Origin of the sequence: Chryseobacterium sp. C39-AII1, from assembly GCF_039672645.1 — a bacterium.
Taxonomy (GTDB): domain Bacteria; phylum Bacteroidota; class Bacteroidia; order Flavobacteriales; family Weeksellaceae; genus Chryseobacterium.
The window spans coordinates 180,705-197,979 of sequence record NZ_JBDFPQ010000003.1; the positions used below are offsets into that span (position 1 = coordinate 180,705).

General features: G+C 34.6%; 13 protein-coding genes. 10 read left to right on the forward strand and 3 right to left on the reverse strand.

Annotated elements, in window-relative coordinates; all coding sequences use genetic code 11:
- Positions 1-120 precede the first annotated feature (120 nt).
- Complete coding sequence (locus tag ABEG63_RS06490; protein ID WP_346583843.1) at positions 121-768, forward strand: MgtC/SapB family protein; 648 nt, start codon at positions 121-123, stop codon at positions 766-768.
- Positions 769-799: 31 nt separating this feature from the next.
- Here ABEG63_RS06490 and ABEG63_RS06495 read toward each other — a convergent pair whose 3' ends face one another.
- Positions 800-1,273 (reverse strand): copper resistance protein NlpE, encoded by a 474-nt coding sequence (locus tag ABEG63_RS06495; protein WP_346583844.1) that lies wholly within the window; start codon positions 1,271-1,273, stop codon positions 800-802.
- Positions 1,274-1,742: 469 nt separating this feature from the next.
- Here ABEG63_RS06495 and ABEG63_RS06500 point away from each other — a divergent pair, with 469 nt between their 5' ends.
- The 3 genes from ABEG63_RS06500 to ABEG63_RS06510 all read left to right on the forward strand — a co-directional run bounded on the left by ABEG63_RS06500 (position 1,743) and on the right by ABEG63_RS06510 (position 6,024).
- Entirely contained in the window at positions 1,743-3,881 is a 2,139-nt protein-coding gene (locus ABEG63_RS06500; protein ID WP_346583845.1) for a S46 family peptidase, read from the forward strand.
- 80 nt (positions 3,882-3,961) lie between these two features.
- Positions 3,962-4,948, forward strand: a complete 987-nt coding sequence (locus tag ABEG63_RS06505; protein ID WP_346583846.1) for a polysaccharide deacetylase family protein — start codon at positions 3,962-3,964, stop codon at positions 4,946-4,948.
- The gene (locus ABEG63_RS06510) at positions 4,945-6,024 is read left to right on the forward strand and encodes a GNAT family N-acetyltransferase (RefSeq protein WP_346583847.1); all 1,080 of its coding nucleotides are present in this window, start codon (positions 4,945-4,947) and stop codon (positions 6,022-6,024) included. The genes ABEG63_RS06505 and ABEG63_RS06510 overlap by 4 nt, the downstream gene beginning before the upstream one ends.
- Before the next feature lies 1 nt (position 6,025).
- Here the strand turns inward: ABEG63_RS06510 and ABEG63_RS06515 are convergent, their stop codons facing one another.
- Positions 6,026-7,441 (reverse strand): PLP-dependent aminotransferase family protein, encoded by a 1,416-nt coding sequence (locus ABEG63_RS06515; RefSeq protein ID WP_346583848.1) that lies wholly within the window; start codon positions 7,439-7,441, stop codon positions 6,026-6,028.
- Between the two features lie 100 nt (positions 7,442-7,541).
- Here ABEG63_RS06515 and ABEG63_RS06520 point away from each other — a divergent pair, with 100 nt between their 5' ends.
- From ABEG63_RS06520 to ABEG63_RS06530, 3 genes are read left to right on the forward strand one after another with little or no spacing between them, the layout of a single operon-like run.
- Positions 7,542-8,027 (forward strand): cupin domain-containing protein, encoded by a 486-nt coding sequence (locus tag ABEG63_RS06520; RefSeq protein ID WP_346583849.1) that lies wholly within the window; start codon positions 7,542-7,544, stop codon positions 8,025-8,027.
- Positions 8,028-8,050: 23 nt separating this feature from the next.
- Positions 8,051-8,950 carry a dihydrodipicolinate synthase family protein gene (locus ABEG63_RS06525; RefSeq protein WP_346583850.1) on the forward strand — a complete coding sequence of 300 codons (900 nt, stop codon included), beginning with the start codon at positions 8,051-8,053 and terminating at the stop codon, positions 8,948-8,950.
- 57 nt (positions 8,951-9,007) lie between these two features.
- Positions 9,008-9,733 carry a glutamine amidotransferase gene (locus ABEG63_RS06530; RefSeq protein ID WP_346583851.1) on the forward strand — a complete coding sequence of 242 codons (726 nt, stop codon included), beginning with the start codon at positions 9,008-9,010 and terminating at the stop codon, positions 9,731-9,733.
- 54 nt (positions 9,734-9,787) lie between these two features.
- Here ABEG63_RS06530 and ABEG63_RS06535 read toward each other — a convergent pair whose 3' ends face one another.
- Positions 9,788-12,655, reverse strand: coding sequence for an insulinase family protein (locus ABEG63_RS06535; RefSeq protein ID WP_346583852.1), 2,868 nt, complete (start codon positions 12,653-12,655; stop codon positions 9,788-9,790).
- Positions 12,656-12,806: 151 nt separating this feature from the next.
- Here ABEG63_RS06535 and ABEG63_RS06540 point away from each other — a divergent pair, with 151 nt between their 5' ends.
- The 3 genes from ABEG63_RS06540 (at position 12,807) to kdpA (ending at position 16,998) form a co-directional block, all read left to right on the forward strand.
- A complete protein-coding gene (locus tag ABEG63_RS06540; protein WP_346583853.1) occupies positions 12,807-13,301 on the forward strand; it encodes a GNAT family N-acetyltransferase in 495 nt (164 codons plus the stop codon).
- Between the two features lie 93 nt (positions 13,302-13,394).
- Positions 13,395-14,720, forward strand: a complete 1,326-nt coding sequence (locus tag ABEG63_RS06545; RefSeq protein ID WP_346583854.1) for a sigma-54 dependent transcriptional regulator — start codon at positions 13,395-13,397, stop codon at positions 14,718-14,720.
- Between the two features lie 583 nt (positions 14,721-15,303).
- Positions 15,304-16,998: a potassium-transporting ATPase subunit KdpA gene (gene kdpA / locus ABEG63_RS06550; protein WP_346583855.1), complete on the forward strand. Its 1,695-nt coding sequence runs from the start codon at positions 15,304-15,306 to the stop codon at positions 16,996-16,998.
- Positions 16,999-17,275: the final 277 nt, after the last annotated feature.

Below are 17,275 nucleotides of genomic sequence, written 5' to 3' on the forward strand. Positions count from 1 at the left end.
TTTTTTTAATATCCTTTCTTGAAGGCTGTCTTTTCGAAGACAGTCTTCTTTTATTTGAAAACACTCTTTCGTTACAGGATTTATCGTAATTTTATTCTAAAGTATATTTACATTTTAATCATGGAATTTTTAAAAGACCACTACGTCATCCAAAATGAATTATTGCTGATATTTTTTTCAGTAATTCTGGGCTTGTTCATCGGTGCCGAAAGAGAATATCGTAACAAATCGGCAGGTTTGAGAACTTTTATTTTGGTATGCTTCGGTTCGTGTCTTTTTACCATTCTTTCCATCAAAATTGGCATTCAGAATCCGGATCGTTTGGCTGCAAATATTATTACAGGAATCGGTTTTCTGGGCGCGGGCGTTATTTTTAAAGGTGATAATAAAATTGACGGAATTACCACAGCCACCACCATTTGGGCAACCGCATCAATCGGAATGGCAGTCGGTTCGGGATACGTTTACCTTTCTCTTCTGGGAACGGTATTGGTTTTATTAATTTTAAGTTCGCTTACGTATTTGCAGAATTATATCGATAATCATCATAAAATCCGCGAATATAAAATCGCTGTGGAAAACTCGCAATACATCGAGCATTGTGAGAAACTATTTAAAGAACATCATTTAAAACATTTGATGATGAGGCAGCAATACACACAAGGAAATTTGGCGACAACATGGCGGTTAACAGGCAAAAACTCTCACCATGAAACCTTGATTCGGGCGTTAATGGCAGACGATAAAATCATTGCCTATCAATTTTAGGCAAAAAAAATAAAGGCTTTCGCCTTTATCGTTATTTCTTTGTGAAAACATATAACTTTTTATTGGGACCATCAATTGGCTGGCCACTCATATCAAGCTGTGTCACATTATTCTCTCCTACTTTATATTTGTAGCTGGCTGTTTTTCCTTTTAAAGTAACCACGCGCCCTGCAGCATCCCAGTCAAAAGTTCCTTTGTCATCACTTTTCGTTTTTCTTTCCAGATATTCTTCTGAAATGGCGAAAGTTCTGTCTTTATTTAAGGTTAAAACGGTTTTAATTCCCGGACAGTCGGCACAAGGCACCACTGCTTCATAAGTTCCGTACCAATCCAGTGAATTTTCAGAATTATGAGATGTCTTCAAAGTATCCACAGACACCGTATCCGTAGGAGTTTGAATAGCCATAGGATCTGTTTTCGGATTTATTTCAGGATTTTTGTCTTTTTGTGTACAGGAAACCATCAAAACAATGGCCGCAGTTCCTAAGATTTTTGGTGCGTTCATAATTCAAGAATTTAAATAAATTAATATTAAGTGTGATTTTAAGGTAACAAAAATTAAGCCGATGGTTAGTTTTTAAGTTTAATATTCAGAGTTTTAGGTTTAAAGCTTTTGGATGTAAATATTCTTGACTACAAAGATTTTATAAAAGCCTTTTTAAGTTTATTGGAAAAACACAAAGGCACAAGGAAAAAATCAAAGATTTTCTTTTGTAATGCTGATGATCAATTTTATCGTTGATAAAATCATTGCGCCTTAATGCGTACTCCTAGCTAAATAACTTTGCGCCCTTTGCGAAAAACCAACCTGGAATCCATTTTGATTAATTCTCAATCTGTTTTTAAATAAATAAACGAATATTTTTAGCTTAAACTAAATCCTAAATTTGAAAATTTCACACTAAAAACCTTAAACCAAAAACTTTAAACCCCGAACTCGTATTTTCTTCGTAAATTGGGGCAAAATTTTGATTATGACAAAAAAGATACTTTTATCTGTATTTCTTTTGCCGGCTGCAATGGCTTTTGCGCAACAATACGGTGGAATGTGGATTCCTACAGAGCTGAATGAAAAGGAAATGAAGGATTTGGGAATGAAAATCTCTGCTAAAGACATCTTCAATACTCAAAAAGCGAGCATAAAAGATGCTGTGGTACAATTCAACGGAGGCTGTACTGCGGAGATCATTTCGCCAAAAGGGCTATTATTAACGAATCACCACTGCGGATATGGGCAGATTCAGGCACATTCTACGGTTCAAAACGACCTTTTATCAAACGGTTTCTGGGCTAAAAATATGACCGGAGAACTTCCGAATCCAGGAGTAACAGTAGATTTCATTGTAGATATCAAAGAAGTATCCAATCAAATTTTAGAAGGAACAGACAATCTTGTGGAGCCAGAACTGGCAAAACAAATTGCTAAAAATATTGAGATTTATAAAAACTCTCAGAAAACGGAACAATTTCAATCAATTTCTGTAAAACCAATGTATTACGGAAATAAATATTATGCTTTCACCATCGAAACGTTCAAAGATATTCGTTTGGTAGGTGCACCGCCGCAAAGCATCGGAAAATTCGGTTCAGACACAGACAACTGGGTTTGGCCAAGACATACGGGAGATTTCTCGATGTTCAGAATTTATGCTGATAAAAACAACAAACCTGCGGAATATTCAAAAGATAATGTCCCTTATGTTCCGAAGCATTATCTTCCGGTTTCCATCAAGGATAAAACAGAAAACGATTTCACTTTCGTCTTCGGATTTCCGGGAAGAACAACGGAATATCTTCCTGCAATCGCTGTTGAAAAGATCATGACAGAAATTGATCCTGCGAGAATTGCAGTGAGAGATGTTGCCTTGAAAACATTAGACGAAAAAATGCGTGCTGACGATGCCACACGTATTAAATACGCTTCAAAATACGCTTCCGTAGCCAATTACTGGAAAAAATGGATCGGTGAAGTGGAAGGTTTGAAAAAATCAAACGCCGTTCAGAAAAAAGTGATGTATGAAGGTTCTTTGGTGGCTAAAAATCATGAGATCAAATCTACTTTAGATCAAATCAACAAATTATATAACGATCAGGCTCCGTATGCGTTAAACAATGCGTATTACACAGAAGTGATCAGAAATGCAGAGACTTTAAAGGTTGCAGGTGATTATTATAATTACATTACCGCGGTTGAAGCAGGCAGAATGGATGAAAAGGAATTGGCAAAAGTAAAAAGCAAATTATCTTCATTCTACAAAGATTACAGCGCCGAACTAGATTCTAAAGTAACAGCTAAATTACTAGCACTTTACGCTAACAAAACGGCTCCTCAGTTTTTACCTGCAGGTTTTGAAAAACTGAAAAACGAAGCTCTAAACATCACAACGATCGAAGAATCTTCTAAAAACTCGATCATTACAGGAAGAACAGTGGTAAACGGAGCTTCTTTATCAACCGATATCGACAAAGCATTCTCTAATCAGGATAAATTGATCAAGACATTGAAAAAAGATCCTATTTATCAGCTTTATACAGCGATGAGAGATACTTATATGAAAACAGCAGATCCGCAATTCGCGTCTCTTCAGACTAAGATTGATGCTTTGCAAAAAACATATATGGCACAACAAATGTCGACGGATAAAGACAGAAAATTCTTCCCGGATGCCAACTCTACGCTTCGTGTAACCTACGGAAAAGTGAAAGGATCTTCTCCTAGAGATGCTGTTTCTTACGATTATCAGACGCATTTGGCGGGTGTTATCGAGAAGTATGTTCCCGGAGATTATGAATTTGATGTTCCGAAAAAACTGATTGATCTTTACAACAAAAAAGACTACGGAAATTACAAAGATAAATCTGGAGATGTGCCTGTAGGATTCACGGCAACCAACCATACAACAGGCGGAAACTCAGGAAGTCCGGCTTTGGATGCTAACGGAAATTTGGTAGGATTGAACTTCGACAGACAATGGGAAGGAACGATGAGCGACATTAATTATGATCCTCGTTTCAGCCGAAATATCATGGTAGACACCAAATACATCCTTTTCATCATAGATAAATTTGCCGATTCTAAATGGCTGATCGATGAAATGAAAGTTGTGAAATAATTTTTTAACGATAAATTATAGAATCTATTTAAATTTTTTAATGAGTTTAAATAGATTCTTTTTATTTTTGAAACACAGAAATGAAAGAAAAGATCATTAATTTTTTAGCATCATTCGAGAAGGAAGATATTGAAAATTCATTTCCTTTAGATTGCTGTTTGCCCGTTTATCATTGCGTTTCGGATGATAATTTAGCGCACATCAATAAAGTTGTTCAGTACAAAAATGTAAAGCAGTTTGAAGAAGATATTCATTATCTTTCAAAGCATTTTCAGTTTATCAACTGGAGTGAGTTTAAAGATTTCGCGAATGGAAATTTTAAACCAAAAAAGAAAATTGCCTTATTAACTTTCGATGATGGTTTCAGAGAGTTTTATGACATCGTAGTTCCGATTTTAGAAAGAAAAGGAATTTACGCAATCAATTTTATTAATCCTGCATTTATTGATAATCAAGACTTGATGTATCGATGTAAAGCAAGTTTAATTATTAATGAACTTGAGAAAAATAAAAATATTGATCCTAATATCTATACGATTCTATCTTCTAATGAGGCTCTAAAACAACAGGTCTTAAAAATTAAATACTCTCAAACGGATATTTTAAACCAATTAGGAGAAATCCTTGAAATAAATTTCCATTATTATCTGAAAGAACAAAACCCTTATTTAACCACCGATCAGTTAAATAATTTAACTCAAAAAGGATTCGGAATTTCATCTCACAGTTGGGACCATCCGTTATATAATCAATTATCACTACAGCAACAACTTGAAACCACGAACAAAACCTTTGAATATTTAAAGGAAAACAATTTTCTGTATGAAAGTTTTGCATTTCCGTTTACCGATTTTGGTGTGAATAAAGATTTTTTTGATGCCTTGCAAAGCAATAAAGAACTTTTTTGTACGTTCGGAAGTGCAGGAATTAAATTTGACAGTACAGAAAAACATTTTCACAGAATCCCAATGGAAATGGGCGAATCTGCAGAAAAATTACTAAAAAAAGAATTGGCTTACTTCAAATTGAAGAAGCTCATTAATAAAAATAAAATTGTGAGAAAATGATACATCTTAAAACTTTAAATAAAAAACAGCTTGCAGAATTTATTTCCAGCGGCGATTTCAAGAAGTATGATTTTCTTCCTATTGTTGAGCACAGAGCAAAATCACATCTGGAAAACCCGAAAGCAGATGAAGATCAAACCTTGCTAATTTTAGCTTTTGACGATGATGAATTGGCAGGATATTTAGGATGTTTTCCTGATAACTTTATAATTGAAGGAAAAAAATTCAATTATGCCTGGCTGAGCACTTTATTTATCAGCAATAAATTTCGTGGAAAAAGAATTGCTCAAAGCCTTTTAAACAGAGCCTTTGAAGAATATAACGGAGAAATTGCAATCACCGAATTTACGAAAGAAGCAGAAAGTTTGTATAATAAAATCGGGCTGTTTCAATACATTCAACCTAAAAATGGAAAACGTTACTATTTTCAAACAGATTTTGCGAATATTATTCCAACAAAAAAACCAAATACTCAATCTTTAAAACCTGTTTTCAGTATTGCAGATTCAGTAACCAATTCACTGATTTCCGTAAAAAACTGTTTCATTAAAAAACCTGATTTCAGATTTGAAGTTATTAATAAAATAGATGCTGAAAGCTCTGTTTTTCTAGCCCAATTTGAAAGCAACAGAAATGCTTATGAAATCAATTGGCTGATTGAAAATCCTTGGGTTTTGGAGGGCAAAATCAAAGATGAAAAATATTTATTTTCAAGCTATTCGAAAGAATTTAAATATTTCTGGATAAAAATTTACGATAACAATAATCAATTGATAACCTGTTCGCTTTTACTTTTAAGAGACGGGCATTTAAAAATTCCTTATTTATTTTCGAAAACCGGTTTGGAGAAATTTATTGACTTTTTAAGCTATTTTATTGTAAAAAATAAAGTCATTACCTTAACCAATTATCAAAATGATTTAAACCAAACAATTGAATTGGTTAAAAATTTTCCAAAAATCCACGAACGAATTATCGAAAGACGATATATGCTCCATAAAGAGCTTATTCAAAAGCTTCCCGAAAATTTTAATCCTCACTTTCAGGATGGCGACGGCGATTGTGCAATGACCTAATTTACAATAACTCTGATAATGCTTTAATTCCTTCCTCTAAACTCTCTTTGGAAAGTGAACCATAACTTAAGCGCAAACCATTAATTTCATGATCAAAACTAAAACTATTTGGATTGAGTATTTTAATACTTTTCTTTTGAAGTTCGCGATCTACGTCATCCCAATCGGTTTTATTTTTAGGAACGATCCAGAACGCCATTCCGCCTTCTGGTATTGAATAATCTGCTTTGTCTTTTAAGAATTCCTGAAGCTTTTGTGCGGTAAAATCCCGCTTCGATTTGTAATAATTGAGTGCTTTTTTCAGATGTCTTTTAATCGTTCCGTCCTGAATAAGTTGAAGAACTGCTTGCTCCATGATGGTATCGCCCTGCACATCAATAATCTTTCTTAGATCACCTACTTTTTTAATAAAACCCTGATTATTGCTGATCAGATAACCAATTCTCAAAGCCGGAGCCACCACTTTGCTCATTGTGCCAATATACACATAGTTCTGTAGTTCTGTAAAACTAGCCAAAGGCAATACAGGACGGTATCCAAAGTGAAATTCATTATCATAATCGTCCTCAATAATCGTAAATCCATATTCGTTGGAAAGCTTTATCAGTTCCAAACGACGCTGTAAGCTTAGCGTTACCGTGGTTGGATATTGATGATGTGGTGTGGTGTAAATCGCTTTGATATTTTTATGAATTTTCAAATAGTGGATAACATCTTCGATCATCAATCCATCCCCATCAACACGCACCGGTAAAAGAGTTGCTCCAGCCTTTTCAAAAGCCTTCCAAGCCTGACGATAACCCGGATTTTCAACCAATACAACATCATTTTTTTCAATCAAAGATTGAGCGGTAAGATACATCCCCATCTGGCTTCCACGGGTAATGCACATCGAATTTTCATCAGTATAAAGCCCTCGGTGATGATTCAGCATTTGGACGATTGCTTTTCGAAATTCCAAATCGCCATATTCACTGGTATAGCCCATCAATTGCCACTTTGCTTTTCGATTAAAAATTTGTCGGTAAGCCCTCGCCAATTCGGTAACCGGCGCAATGGCACTATCGGGATATCCGTCGTCAAAATTAATTCTGAAAAGCTGTTTTTGTGGCTGGTCATTATTCTTTTTTTGATGAGAAACAGTTCCTTTTATCGTTGGTAAATTTTCAGCAACAAAAGTTCCTTTTCTTTCTAAAGACACCAGCCAGCCTTCATTCAGTAACACATTCAAAGCTTCAACAATCGTATTTCGATTCACTTTTAAATCTTCAGCCAGTTTCCGACTTCCGGGCAAGGCTGTTCCTTTTTTCAATCTACCGGATTGAATATCATCAATCAAAGCATCTGCAATTTGTAAATAAACTGCTTTTTCTGAATTATAATTGATCTGAATTTCTACTTTCCAAGGTCTTAGCATCTGGACTACCTATTTTTATTAAAACTGCAATATATAAACAGTCCAAAGTTACTCTAATTTTGTCGTGCAATAATGCAGTAACTTATAAATATTTAACAACATGTCAAACACAGAAAACGGTACACAAGGTACTGACAAAAAACAATTTAGTTCAAAAGATTTTCATCAGACTTTTGCAAGACCAGAATACAAAAAGCCTTCGCATTTAATTCATAAAAATGTAGAAAATACAGGTGAACACAACCAGTTTTCAACAGAAAGAAAACATCCCGTATTCTTTGTAGATCTTCCGAGTAAAAATGTAAGCATGACCATCGGAGGGCTATTACTCGGACAAAGAACGAACCGTCACAGACACACTTACGAAACCGTTTTATACGTGATTGAAGGTAAAGGCTGGACGGAAGTTGAGGACGAGCGCATAGAATGGGAAGCGGGAGATGCTGTATACATCCCGTCTTGGGCGTGGCACAGACATCAAAATACAAGCGATACCGAATCTGCCAAATACATCGCTTGCGAAAATGCACCACAGTTACAAAATTTGGGTGTTGCTCTAAGAGAAGAAGAAGGCAGAGATTTATAATTTTAATTTAAACTGAGAAAAATATGAAAAATGTACCATTGAAAGGAGTGATCTCCTACCCTATCACGCCTTTTGACGAAGCGGAAAAAGTAGACATCCCTTTATTTAAAAAATTAACGGAACGTTTGATTAGTTCTGGTTCTCATGCCATCGCTCCACTAGGAAGTACCGGAGTTTTACCTTATCTGACTGATGAAGAAAAAGAAGCCATCACAGAGGCTACTATTCAACAGGTTAACGGAAGAATTCCGACATTGGTTGGGGTTTCTAATCTGACGACCGAGAAAACGGTTTATCATGCTAAATTTGCAGAAAAAGCAGGCGCTACAGCCGTTATGATCATCCCAATGAGTTACTGGAAACTGACCGATGATGAAATCATCAAGCATTATGATACGGTAGCTTCCCAAATATCGATCCCGATTATGGCTTACAATAATCCGGCAACCGGAGGGGTGGATATGTCGCCGTCTTTATTAAAAAAACTCCTTCAAATTCCGAATGTGACGATGATTAAAGAAAGTACGGGAGACATTCAGAGAATGCATTACCTGAAAAAAGAACTGGGGGAAGATGTGGCTTTTTATAACGGCTCAAATCCTTTAGCTCTGGCTGCTTTTTCGGCGGGAGCAACGGGTTGGTGCACGGCCGCTCCTAATCTTATCCCTGAATTGAACATTGCCTTATACGACGCTGTTCAAAGTAATGATCTTGAAAAAGCACAGAAAATCTTTTATAAACAATTTGAACTGTTGAAATATATTGTTGAAAAAGGTTTGCCAAGAGCCGTTAAAGCTGGTTTAAATATTTTAGGTGAAAATGGAGGAAAATTAAGACCACCTTTACAACCCTTAACAGAAAAGGAAATTTCAGATCTGGAACTCATATTATCGAAGGTAAAAAGTTCAACTTTATCAGCGTAAAAAAATTTCATTAATTTGTTAAAAATTTAGATTAATTTATCAATTCAAATTCTCAAAATGAATATCCATTTTATACAACATGAAAGTTTCGAAGCGCCGGGCGCTTATCTGAACTGGGCGAATGAAAGAAATTATACTTCTACCTTTTCAAAAGTGTATGAAAATAATCCTTTGCCTGAAAGCGTTGATTCTATTGATGTTTTGATTATTTTGGGCGGACCTCAGGATCCTTCCACCACAAAAAAAGAATGTCCTCATTTTGATGCTCAGGCAGAAATTACATTGATACAAAAAGCAGTAAATTCAGGAAAAGCCGTTGTAGGAGCTTGTCTCGGTGCACAACTTATAGGAGAATCTTTCGGGGCAACATTTAGAAACAGTCCAGAAAAAGAAATCGGTGTATTTCCTATTCAATTAACAGAAAATGGTGTAAAAGATGATAAAATCAATCATTTTGGTGAAATAATTTCCGTTGGGCATTGGCATAATGATATGCCGGGACTTACTGAAAATGCTCAAATTTTAGCGACAAGTAAAGGCTGCCCGAGACAGATTGTTAAATATTCTGAGCTTGTCTACGGATTTCAATGTCACATGGAATTTACTCCTGAAGTTATTGATTTAATGATAGAAACGGATCGTGAATTTTTAATAAATAATACGGAACATCAATTCGTTCAAACGCCTGATCAAATCAAAAGTTTTGATTTTACGGAAATGAATGAAAAGTTGTATACCTTTTTGGATAAGCTGGTTGAAGCTTACCAAACAACTCATCATTAAAATAAAATTGTCGAAAAAATAGGCTGTCTCAATTGAAACAGCCTGTTTTTTGGTTTAATGTCCGAAAATATCTTTTATACTCACTTCGGTGAAGGTTCCCATTTGGTTAACCGCCTCCATATTCAGATTTTCTTTTTTACCGATAATAGCTGTATTAAAGTGAATCGGCTTAACTTCTGTCTGATAAAACTCCTTAACATCTTCAAACTTCAGTTGTTCAATCTGCTGATAAATATCTTTCCTAAAATCGTGAGAAATGTTTAATTTTTTCAACTTTAAAGTATTGAAGAAAATATTCGTTCTCGTAATTCTAGTTGAAGCAATTTGTTTTAACGCTGCATTTCTAGCATTCTCAAACTGATTGGTCACTTCCGGAAGCTCATTCATCAGATCATCCATCGTATCCACGGCAATTTGCAGTTTATCCGGCTGAGTTCCGATGTATGTCGTAATATAATCAGGATGTCCCAATTCTGAATTAGCCGCGTAAGAAACGTAAGCAGAATACGCTAAACTCTTACTCTCACGGATTTCTTGGAAAACAATCGAAGACAAACCTCTTCCGAAATATTCATTAAAAACATTGATTTTTCCAAAATTTCCGGTATTTACAAAATGTCCTTTTCCCACTTTGCTCATCTCCATCTGCACCATATCATAATCTGTAAAGTACACATTCCCCTTGGTTTCAGGTTCTGGGTAATATTTAGGTTCAGGAATTTGAAGACTTACATTTTCAATCGAATTGACGATATATGATTTAAAATTTTCAAAATTCCTACCATAGAAAAAGACCTGATAAGGAAAACTGAAGAGCTTTTTCATTCTGTCTGTAAAAACCTCAACATTCGAATTTTCAAGATCTTCTTTTGAAATGATATCTCTGTAACGCGAATCAGAACCTAGTTTGGTATAATTTACCAGCGCTTTCATAATGCTGTTTTTATCTTTTCGCATCGCCGCACGATTTTCAAGAACCGTTTCTACAAATTGCTGATAAACTTCCTGATCCGGCTTTACATCGTGCATCCAATGCTGAAGCAGCTCAATTCCTTTTTCAATATTTTCTTCCAGACCACTCAACGAAATAATGATTTGGTCATTGTTTATTTTAAAGGCATTGTTTACTCCGATTTTAAAGAATTCTTTTTTCAGATCTTCAGGCGAAAATTGGCTCGTTCCCAAATATTCCAAAATCTGAGTAGAAATTCCTAAATCTCTGTCGTGATCTGTCCCAAAAGGGAAAATAAAATACACCTGAGCAATATCGTTATATTTATTTTTAACGAAACTTACTTTTTTATCTTTAATTAAATCGGTCTGAATTTCTTTATCATAATCGATAAATTCAGGCTGAATATCTTCTGTTTTTTCGTCTAAAATCTCCTTTAAAAATTCAGATTGCGCCTCACGATTAATCTTAATTGGCGTAATTCCCGGATTATCAACCCTTAATAATTTATCATTAATACCTTTCTCTTTATAAACGATGGCATAATTATCTTTAAAAAACTCGTTGGCAAAATCTACGACATCCTGTTTTGTGAACTGTGAATATTCATCCATTTCATTCAGTTCCTGCTGCCAAGTTCTTCCTTTAATATAAGTATCGTAAAGATTGGTAGCCAGACCGTCGGCCGTTTCCAACGCTTTCATACGTTGTAATTTGAAATCATTGATGATCGCAGGGAGCATCCAGTCTGGGAACTCTCCTTTTTTCACTAATTCGATTTGTTCCAACACCAAATCTTTAGCTTCATCCAAAGTCTGAGTTTCCTTCGGAACAGCAAAAAGTGAAAAATATCCGTATTGCTTTAAGCCTACTGAAAAAGCCTGCCCCCAAAGTAATTTCTGAGTCTGATTGATATTTAAATCCATCAATCCCGCTTCTCCTCTATTGCTTAAAATATTCACCACAATATCCGCCAGCATAGCCTCTTTCGTTCCATAACTGTCGGTTCTCCAAGCCAGCTGAATCCTAGCCGTAGTCGGACTTTTAACTGTTCTTTCTACAATTTCCGTCATCGGTTTCTCAACAACAGCAGTTTTTGCAGGTAACTCTCTGTAAGGAATCGCTCCAAAATACTGATCGACCAACTGAATAGTTTCGTCAAATTCCAAATCACCCACCAAAACCATTGCATAATTATTAGGAACATAATATTCATCAAAATACTTATGAATCGCCTTCATAGAAGGGTTTCTCAAATGTTCAGCTTTTCCTAAAGTCGTTTGCTGACCGTTGGGATGTGTTGGAAAAAGCGCATCCATCAACTCATAATTCACCAATCGCGTATCATTATCCTGCGCTCGGTTGAATTCTTCATAAACCGATTCCAACTCGGTATGGAACAGTCGCAAAGTCAATTCAGAAAAACGTTCTTTTTCAACTTTCAGCCATTTTTCAAGCTCATTGTTTGGAACATTATTTTTGTAAACCGTCTCATCAAACCAGGTATGAGCGTTTGTTCCCGTTGCTCCCAATGACGAAATCGCTTTATCATATTCGTTAGCAATCGCAAATTGGCTCGCTTCCTGAGAAACTTCATCTATTTTTTTGTAGATTTCTTTCTTTTTTTCGGTATCCTGTTCGGCTTTATGAGCCTCGTACAAATCAGAAATCTGGTTTAATAATTCACTTTCCTTCTCCCAGTTTTGCGTTCCCATTTTTGAGGTACCTTTAAACATCATATGCTCAAGATAATGTGCTAAACCCGTATTATCAGACGGATCATTATTACTTCCCGTTCTCACAGGAATATAGGTCTGAATTCTCGGAGCATCGAAATTCTGCGCAAGAAAAACCTTTAAACCGTTCTTTAAAGTATAAATTCTTACCTTGTTTTCGTCGTTGGAAATGGTGATATATTCGTAATTATTTTTATCTGTATGAAGTGTTTCGTCGTATCTTTTATCCGTCATAAATAAACTCATTTTCATTCTTACAATTCAGAATGTATACAAATGTAAGGATTCAGAAAAGAACAAATCAAAAATTCCTTATTATTGCATCTATAGTTTTAATTTACAGTAAATAAAATTATAAATCAACACCGATTTATTCTCATAAAAAATGAACATTCAATATCGAAAATTATTGCCCAAAGAAAGTAAACTCTACCGAAATATCAGGCTGGAAAGCTTACAAAAATTCCCAGAATCTTTTGGCGTGAGCTATGAAAAAGCTGCAAAAAATGAAAAATTAAGAATTGAATTCGATATTGAAAATCAGACAAAAGAAAGATTTGTGGTCGGTGCTTTTCATGAAAAAAAATTAATTGGAATCTGCACTTTTGTTAAAGATGAAAACGGTAAAGGAAATATTTATCAAATGTACGTACAATCGGCATTTCAAGGCAATAATATTGGAGCCTGTTTAATAAAAAAAACGATTGAAGAAACAAATAAAAATTTTGGAGTTATTGACATTTTTCTTGAAGTGAAAATTACCAATCTAAAAGCCTATCATCTTTATAAAAAAATTGGTTTTGTAGAAATAAATGAAAATGCAGAAAGTGAAAATAATTCCGTAATCTTAATGAAATATTCTCCTACCCATCAACCCTAAAAACCCACAAACCCCTACAACTCTAAAACACTCCAACCTTATTTATCCAAAATAATTCTCTAAGTTTGCAGAAGTTTTCCAAAATATTACACCATGCACGGAAACATACTGATCATCGATGACGAGATCAAGCTCCTAAAATTATTAGGAATGATCCTTTCCCAAGAAAATTTTAACGTAAAAGAAGCCTCAACCGCACGTTCTGCAATGACGATGCTCGAACAATACGAATTTGATGTTGTTTTGAGCGACGTTCGACTTCCTGATGCATTCGGCGTTGATCTTATAAAATCTATTAAAACAAAACATCCTCATTTGGAAATCATTTTAATGACTGCTTTCGGAAATATTACCGATGCAGTTCAGGCTATGAAAAATGGAGCTTACGATTATTTAGTAAAAGGTGACGATAACGAGAAAATTATTCCGTTGGTGTATAAAGCTTTGGAAAAAGTAAAGGATAATAAATCTAAAATTATTCAGAAAAGTTCTTACCAAAAAGGCTTTGAAACAATTATCGGAACTTCTCCACTAATTCTTCAGGCAAAAAAGCTAGCAGAAAAAGTAGCTTTAACCGATGCAACCGTCCTTTTGACCGGCGAAACAGGAACCGGAAAAGAAGTTTTTGCGAACGCTATTCATGAAGGAAGCGAAAGGAAGAAAAATAATTTTGTGGCAATCAACTGCTCTGCTTTTAGTAAAGAAATTCTGGAAAGCGAACTTTTCGGACATAAAGCCGGAGCCTTTACGGGAGCTATAAAAGACAAAAAAGGTTTGATAGAAGAAGCTAATGGAGGAACTTTATTTTTAGATGAAATTGGTGAAATGCCAATAGAACTTCAGGCAAAATTGCTTAGAGTTTTGGAAACAAAGGAATTCATCAAAATTGGTGAAACCAAAGTTTCAAGATCAGATTTCAGGTTGATTGCTGCAACAAACCGTGATCTGGAAGAAGAAATAAAACAGGGACATTTTCGTGAAGATCTTTATTTTAGATTAAATATTTTTGAAATCAGGCTTCCTGCGCTTCGGGAAAGAAAAGAAGATTTGAAAGCTTTGGCCAAAAATTTCGTTGATGTTTTTTCTCAAAAATTACATATTTCCAATGTTCAGGTCACTCCCGAATATTACAAAACCTTAGAAAAAAACGACTGGAAAGGAAATATTCGTGAGCTTAGAAATACGGTTGAAAGAAGTTTAATCTTAATGAATGACAGTATTTTAGACATTGAAAGTTTACCTCATTATACTGAAAAAATTTCTACAGAAAAAGATTCTTTAAGTATAAAATCCTTAGAAAGAGAACATATTTTAAAAGTTTTACAATATACAAAAGGCAACAAAGCAGAAGCGGCAAGATTGCTTGAAATCGGGATTGCAACATTGTATCGCAAATTGGAAGAATATGATTTGAGATAAATTTTAAAATCAAACCATTAAGGTTTATTTAAGAAGTTAAGTTTTATTAAGCTTTAATAAATTCAGTTTTTACTTAAAGTGAAGCTCATCTTAAATATTCTAAATTCCTTAAATAAAAACTTAACGGTTTAAAAATACAATCCTATCATTTTAATAACGAGCCTATCATTTTGATAGGCTTTTCTATTTTTTGACACAACCTAAAAAACCAACAACATACTAATAATAAACAAATTACATCACAAATCGATAGATTGGACTTTCTTTTGGCATTATGGTTTTTAGAATAAAATATTTAAAAAATGAAAATTTCAAGAAAAACGTTCAAAAAACGGGAGCACTCAAAACTGAGCTTGCTGATGGTTTCGTATGTAATCTTCACTGTGTTAACCTTAATCGTTGCATTATGATGTTGGTAAGTTTAATCCTCCTATGTATCGTATTATTTTGGATGTTATACAAATCCGTTGAATTTTTTGATAAAATATAAAAAATTATGTGGAGTTTATTTTTCCTTTCGATACTCGCCTTTGTGTACATCTGCTATGTTTTAATGAAACCTGAAAAATTTTAATCAAAAATCATGAATACAGAAATTTTAGGCATTATAGTAATGTTCGCTATCACATTAGTTATCGGCATTTTCCTTGGAAAGTATATTGCTGATATTTATGGTTATAAAAAAACTTTTTTAGATAAAATTTTTCAGCCGATTGAAAATTTCATTTATAAAATTTCAGGCATCAACCCAAACAGACAAATGACCTGGAAACAAAATATGTTTGCGATGTTAACCATCAATATTGTTTGGTTTATCATTGGATTCTTTATCTTATTGAATCAATCATGGCTACCTTTAAATCCAGATGGAAACCCAAATATGTCACCGGATTTGGCTTTTAATACATCAATTTCTTTCTTGGTAAATTGTAATTTACAGCATTATTCAGGAGAAACAGGCATTTCTTATTTGAGTCAATTATACTTGATGTTTTTGCAATTCGTAACCGCAGCGACGGGAATGGCTGCAATGGCAGTGCTTTTCAAAGCATTTAAAGATAAAACAACGACGGAATTAGGCAATTTCTACGATTTTTTCACCAAATCCATGACCAGAATTTTGGTTCCGATAAGTATTATTGTAGCCTTCATCCTTTCCGCCAACGGAAGTCCGATGACTTTCGAAGGAAAAGACCATATCACAACTTTGGAAGGTCAGAAAGTTGATGTTTCCAGAGGACCTGCTGCTGCATTCATTTCAATTAAACATTTGGGAACAAACGGCGGTGGATTTTTCGGAGCCAACTCTGCTCATCCGCTTGAAAATCCGAATTATCTGACAAATATGACCGAAATGGTCACCCAAATGATTATTCCATTTGCCTTAGTTTTCGCACTTGGATTTTATTTAAAGAAAAGAAAATTGTCATGGACAATTTTTGCAGTAATGACTATCGGTTTTTTGGCGTTAACAATTCCGAATATTATTAATGAAACCCATGGAAATCCGTTGATTACTCAAATGGGAACAGATCCTCATCTCGGAGCAATGGAAGGTAAGGAAATTCGTTTTGGAAGTGCAGCTTCAGCTTATTGGAGCATTGCTACAACGGTGATTTCAACAGGTTCGGTGAATGCGATGCATGACAGCACGATGCCTCTTTCAGGAATGAATCAATTGTTGGCAATGATGATTAATTGTTTCTACGGAGGTTGCGGAGTAGGAATTTTAAACTACTTCATTTTCATTATTCTGGCTGTATTCATCAGTGGTTTGATGGTCGGAAGAACGCCTGAATTTTTAGGTAAAAAAATTGAAGCCAAAGAAATGAAAATCGCGATGGTTGTGGCTTTATTTCATCCATTTTTAATTTTAGTTGGAACAGCTTTAACAGCCTATTTTCCTGAATTTGGAACAAAAACATTGAACAATCCTGGCTTTCATGGTTTTAGTGAAATGTTGTATGAATTTACCTCTTCTTCCGCCAACAACGGTTCCGGATTTGAAGGTTTGGGCGACAATACGCCTTGGTGGAATATCTCAACAGGAATTGTTTTGCTGTTGTCAAGATTCATCCCAATTATTGGCCCAATTGCGATTGCAGGACTATTAGCCCAGAAAAAATACATTCCGGAAAGTTCGGGAACATTGAAAACAGATACCGCAACTTTCGGATTTATGACTTTAGCCGTGATTCTATTAATTGCTGCACTCTCATTCTTCCCAGCGTTGACTTTAGGCCCGATTGCGGAACAACTTCAATATTTTTCTAAATAAAATTAAATAATTGAACCATTAAGGAGATTTAAGAAGTTAAGAATATTAAACTAATCAAATTATTAAGTTTAAAATATTCTTTGAATATTTTCTTAATTCAAGCTTAACTCCTTAAATAAATCTTAATGGTTCAAAAAAGAAAAATTTTCCAAATAATTAAAAATCAATAGGAAACCATTAAGCAAATTAGATTAAGAAATATCGTCACTTTTCATACTCTAATAATATTATCCATTTTAATACTTTCAAAATTTGATTTGTCTTAATGGTCATATTG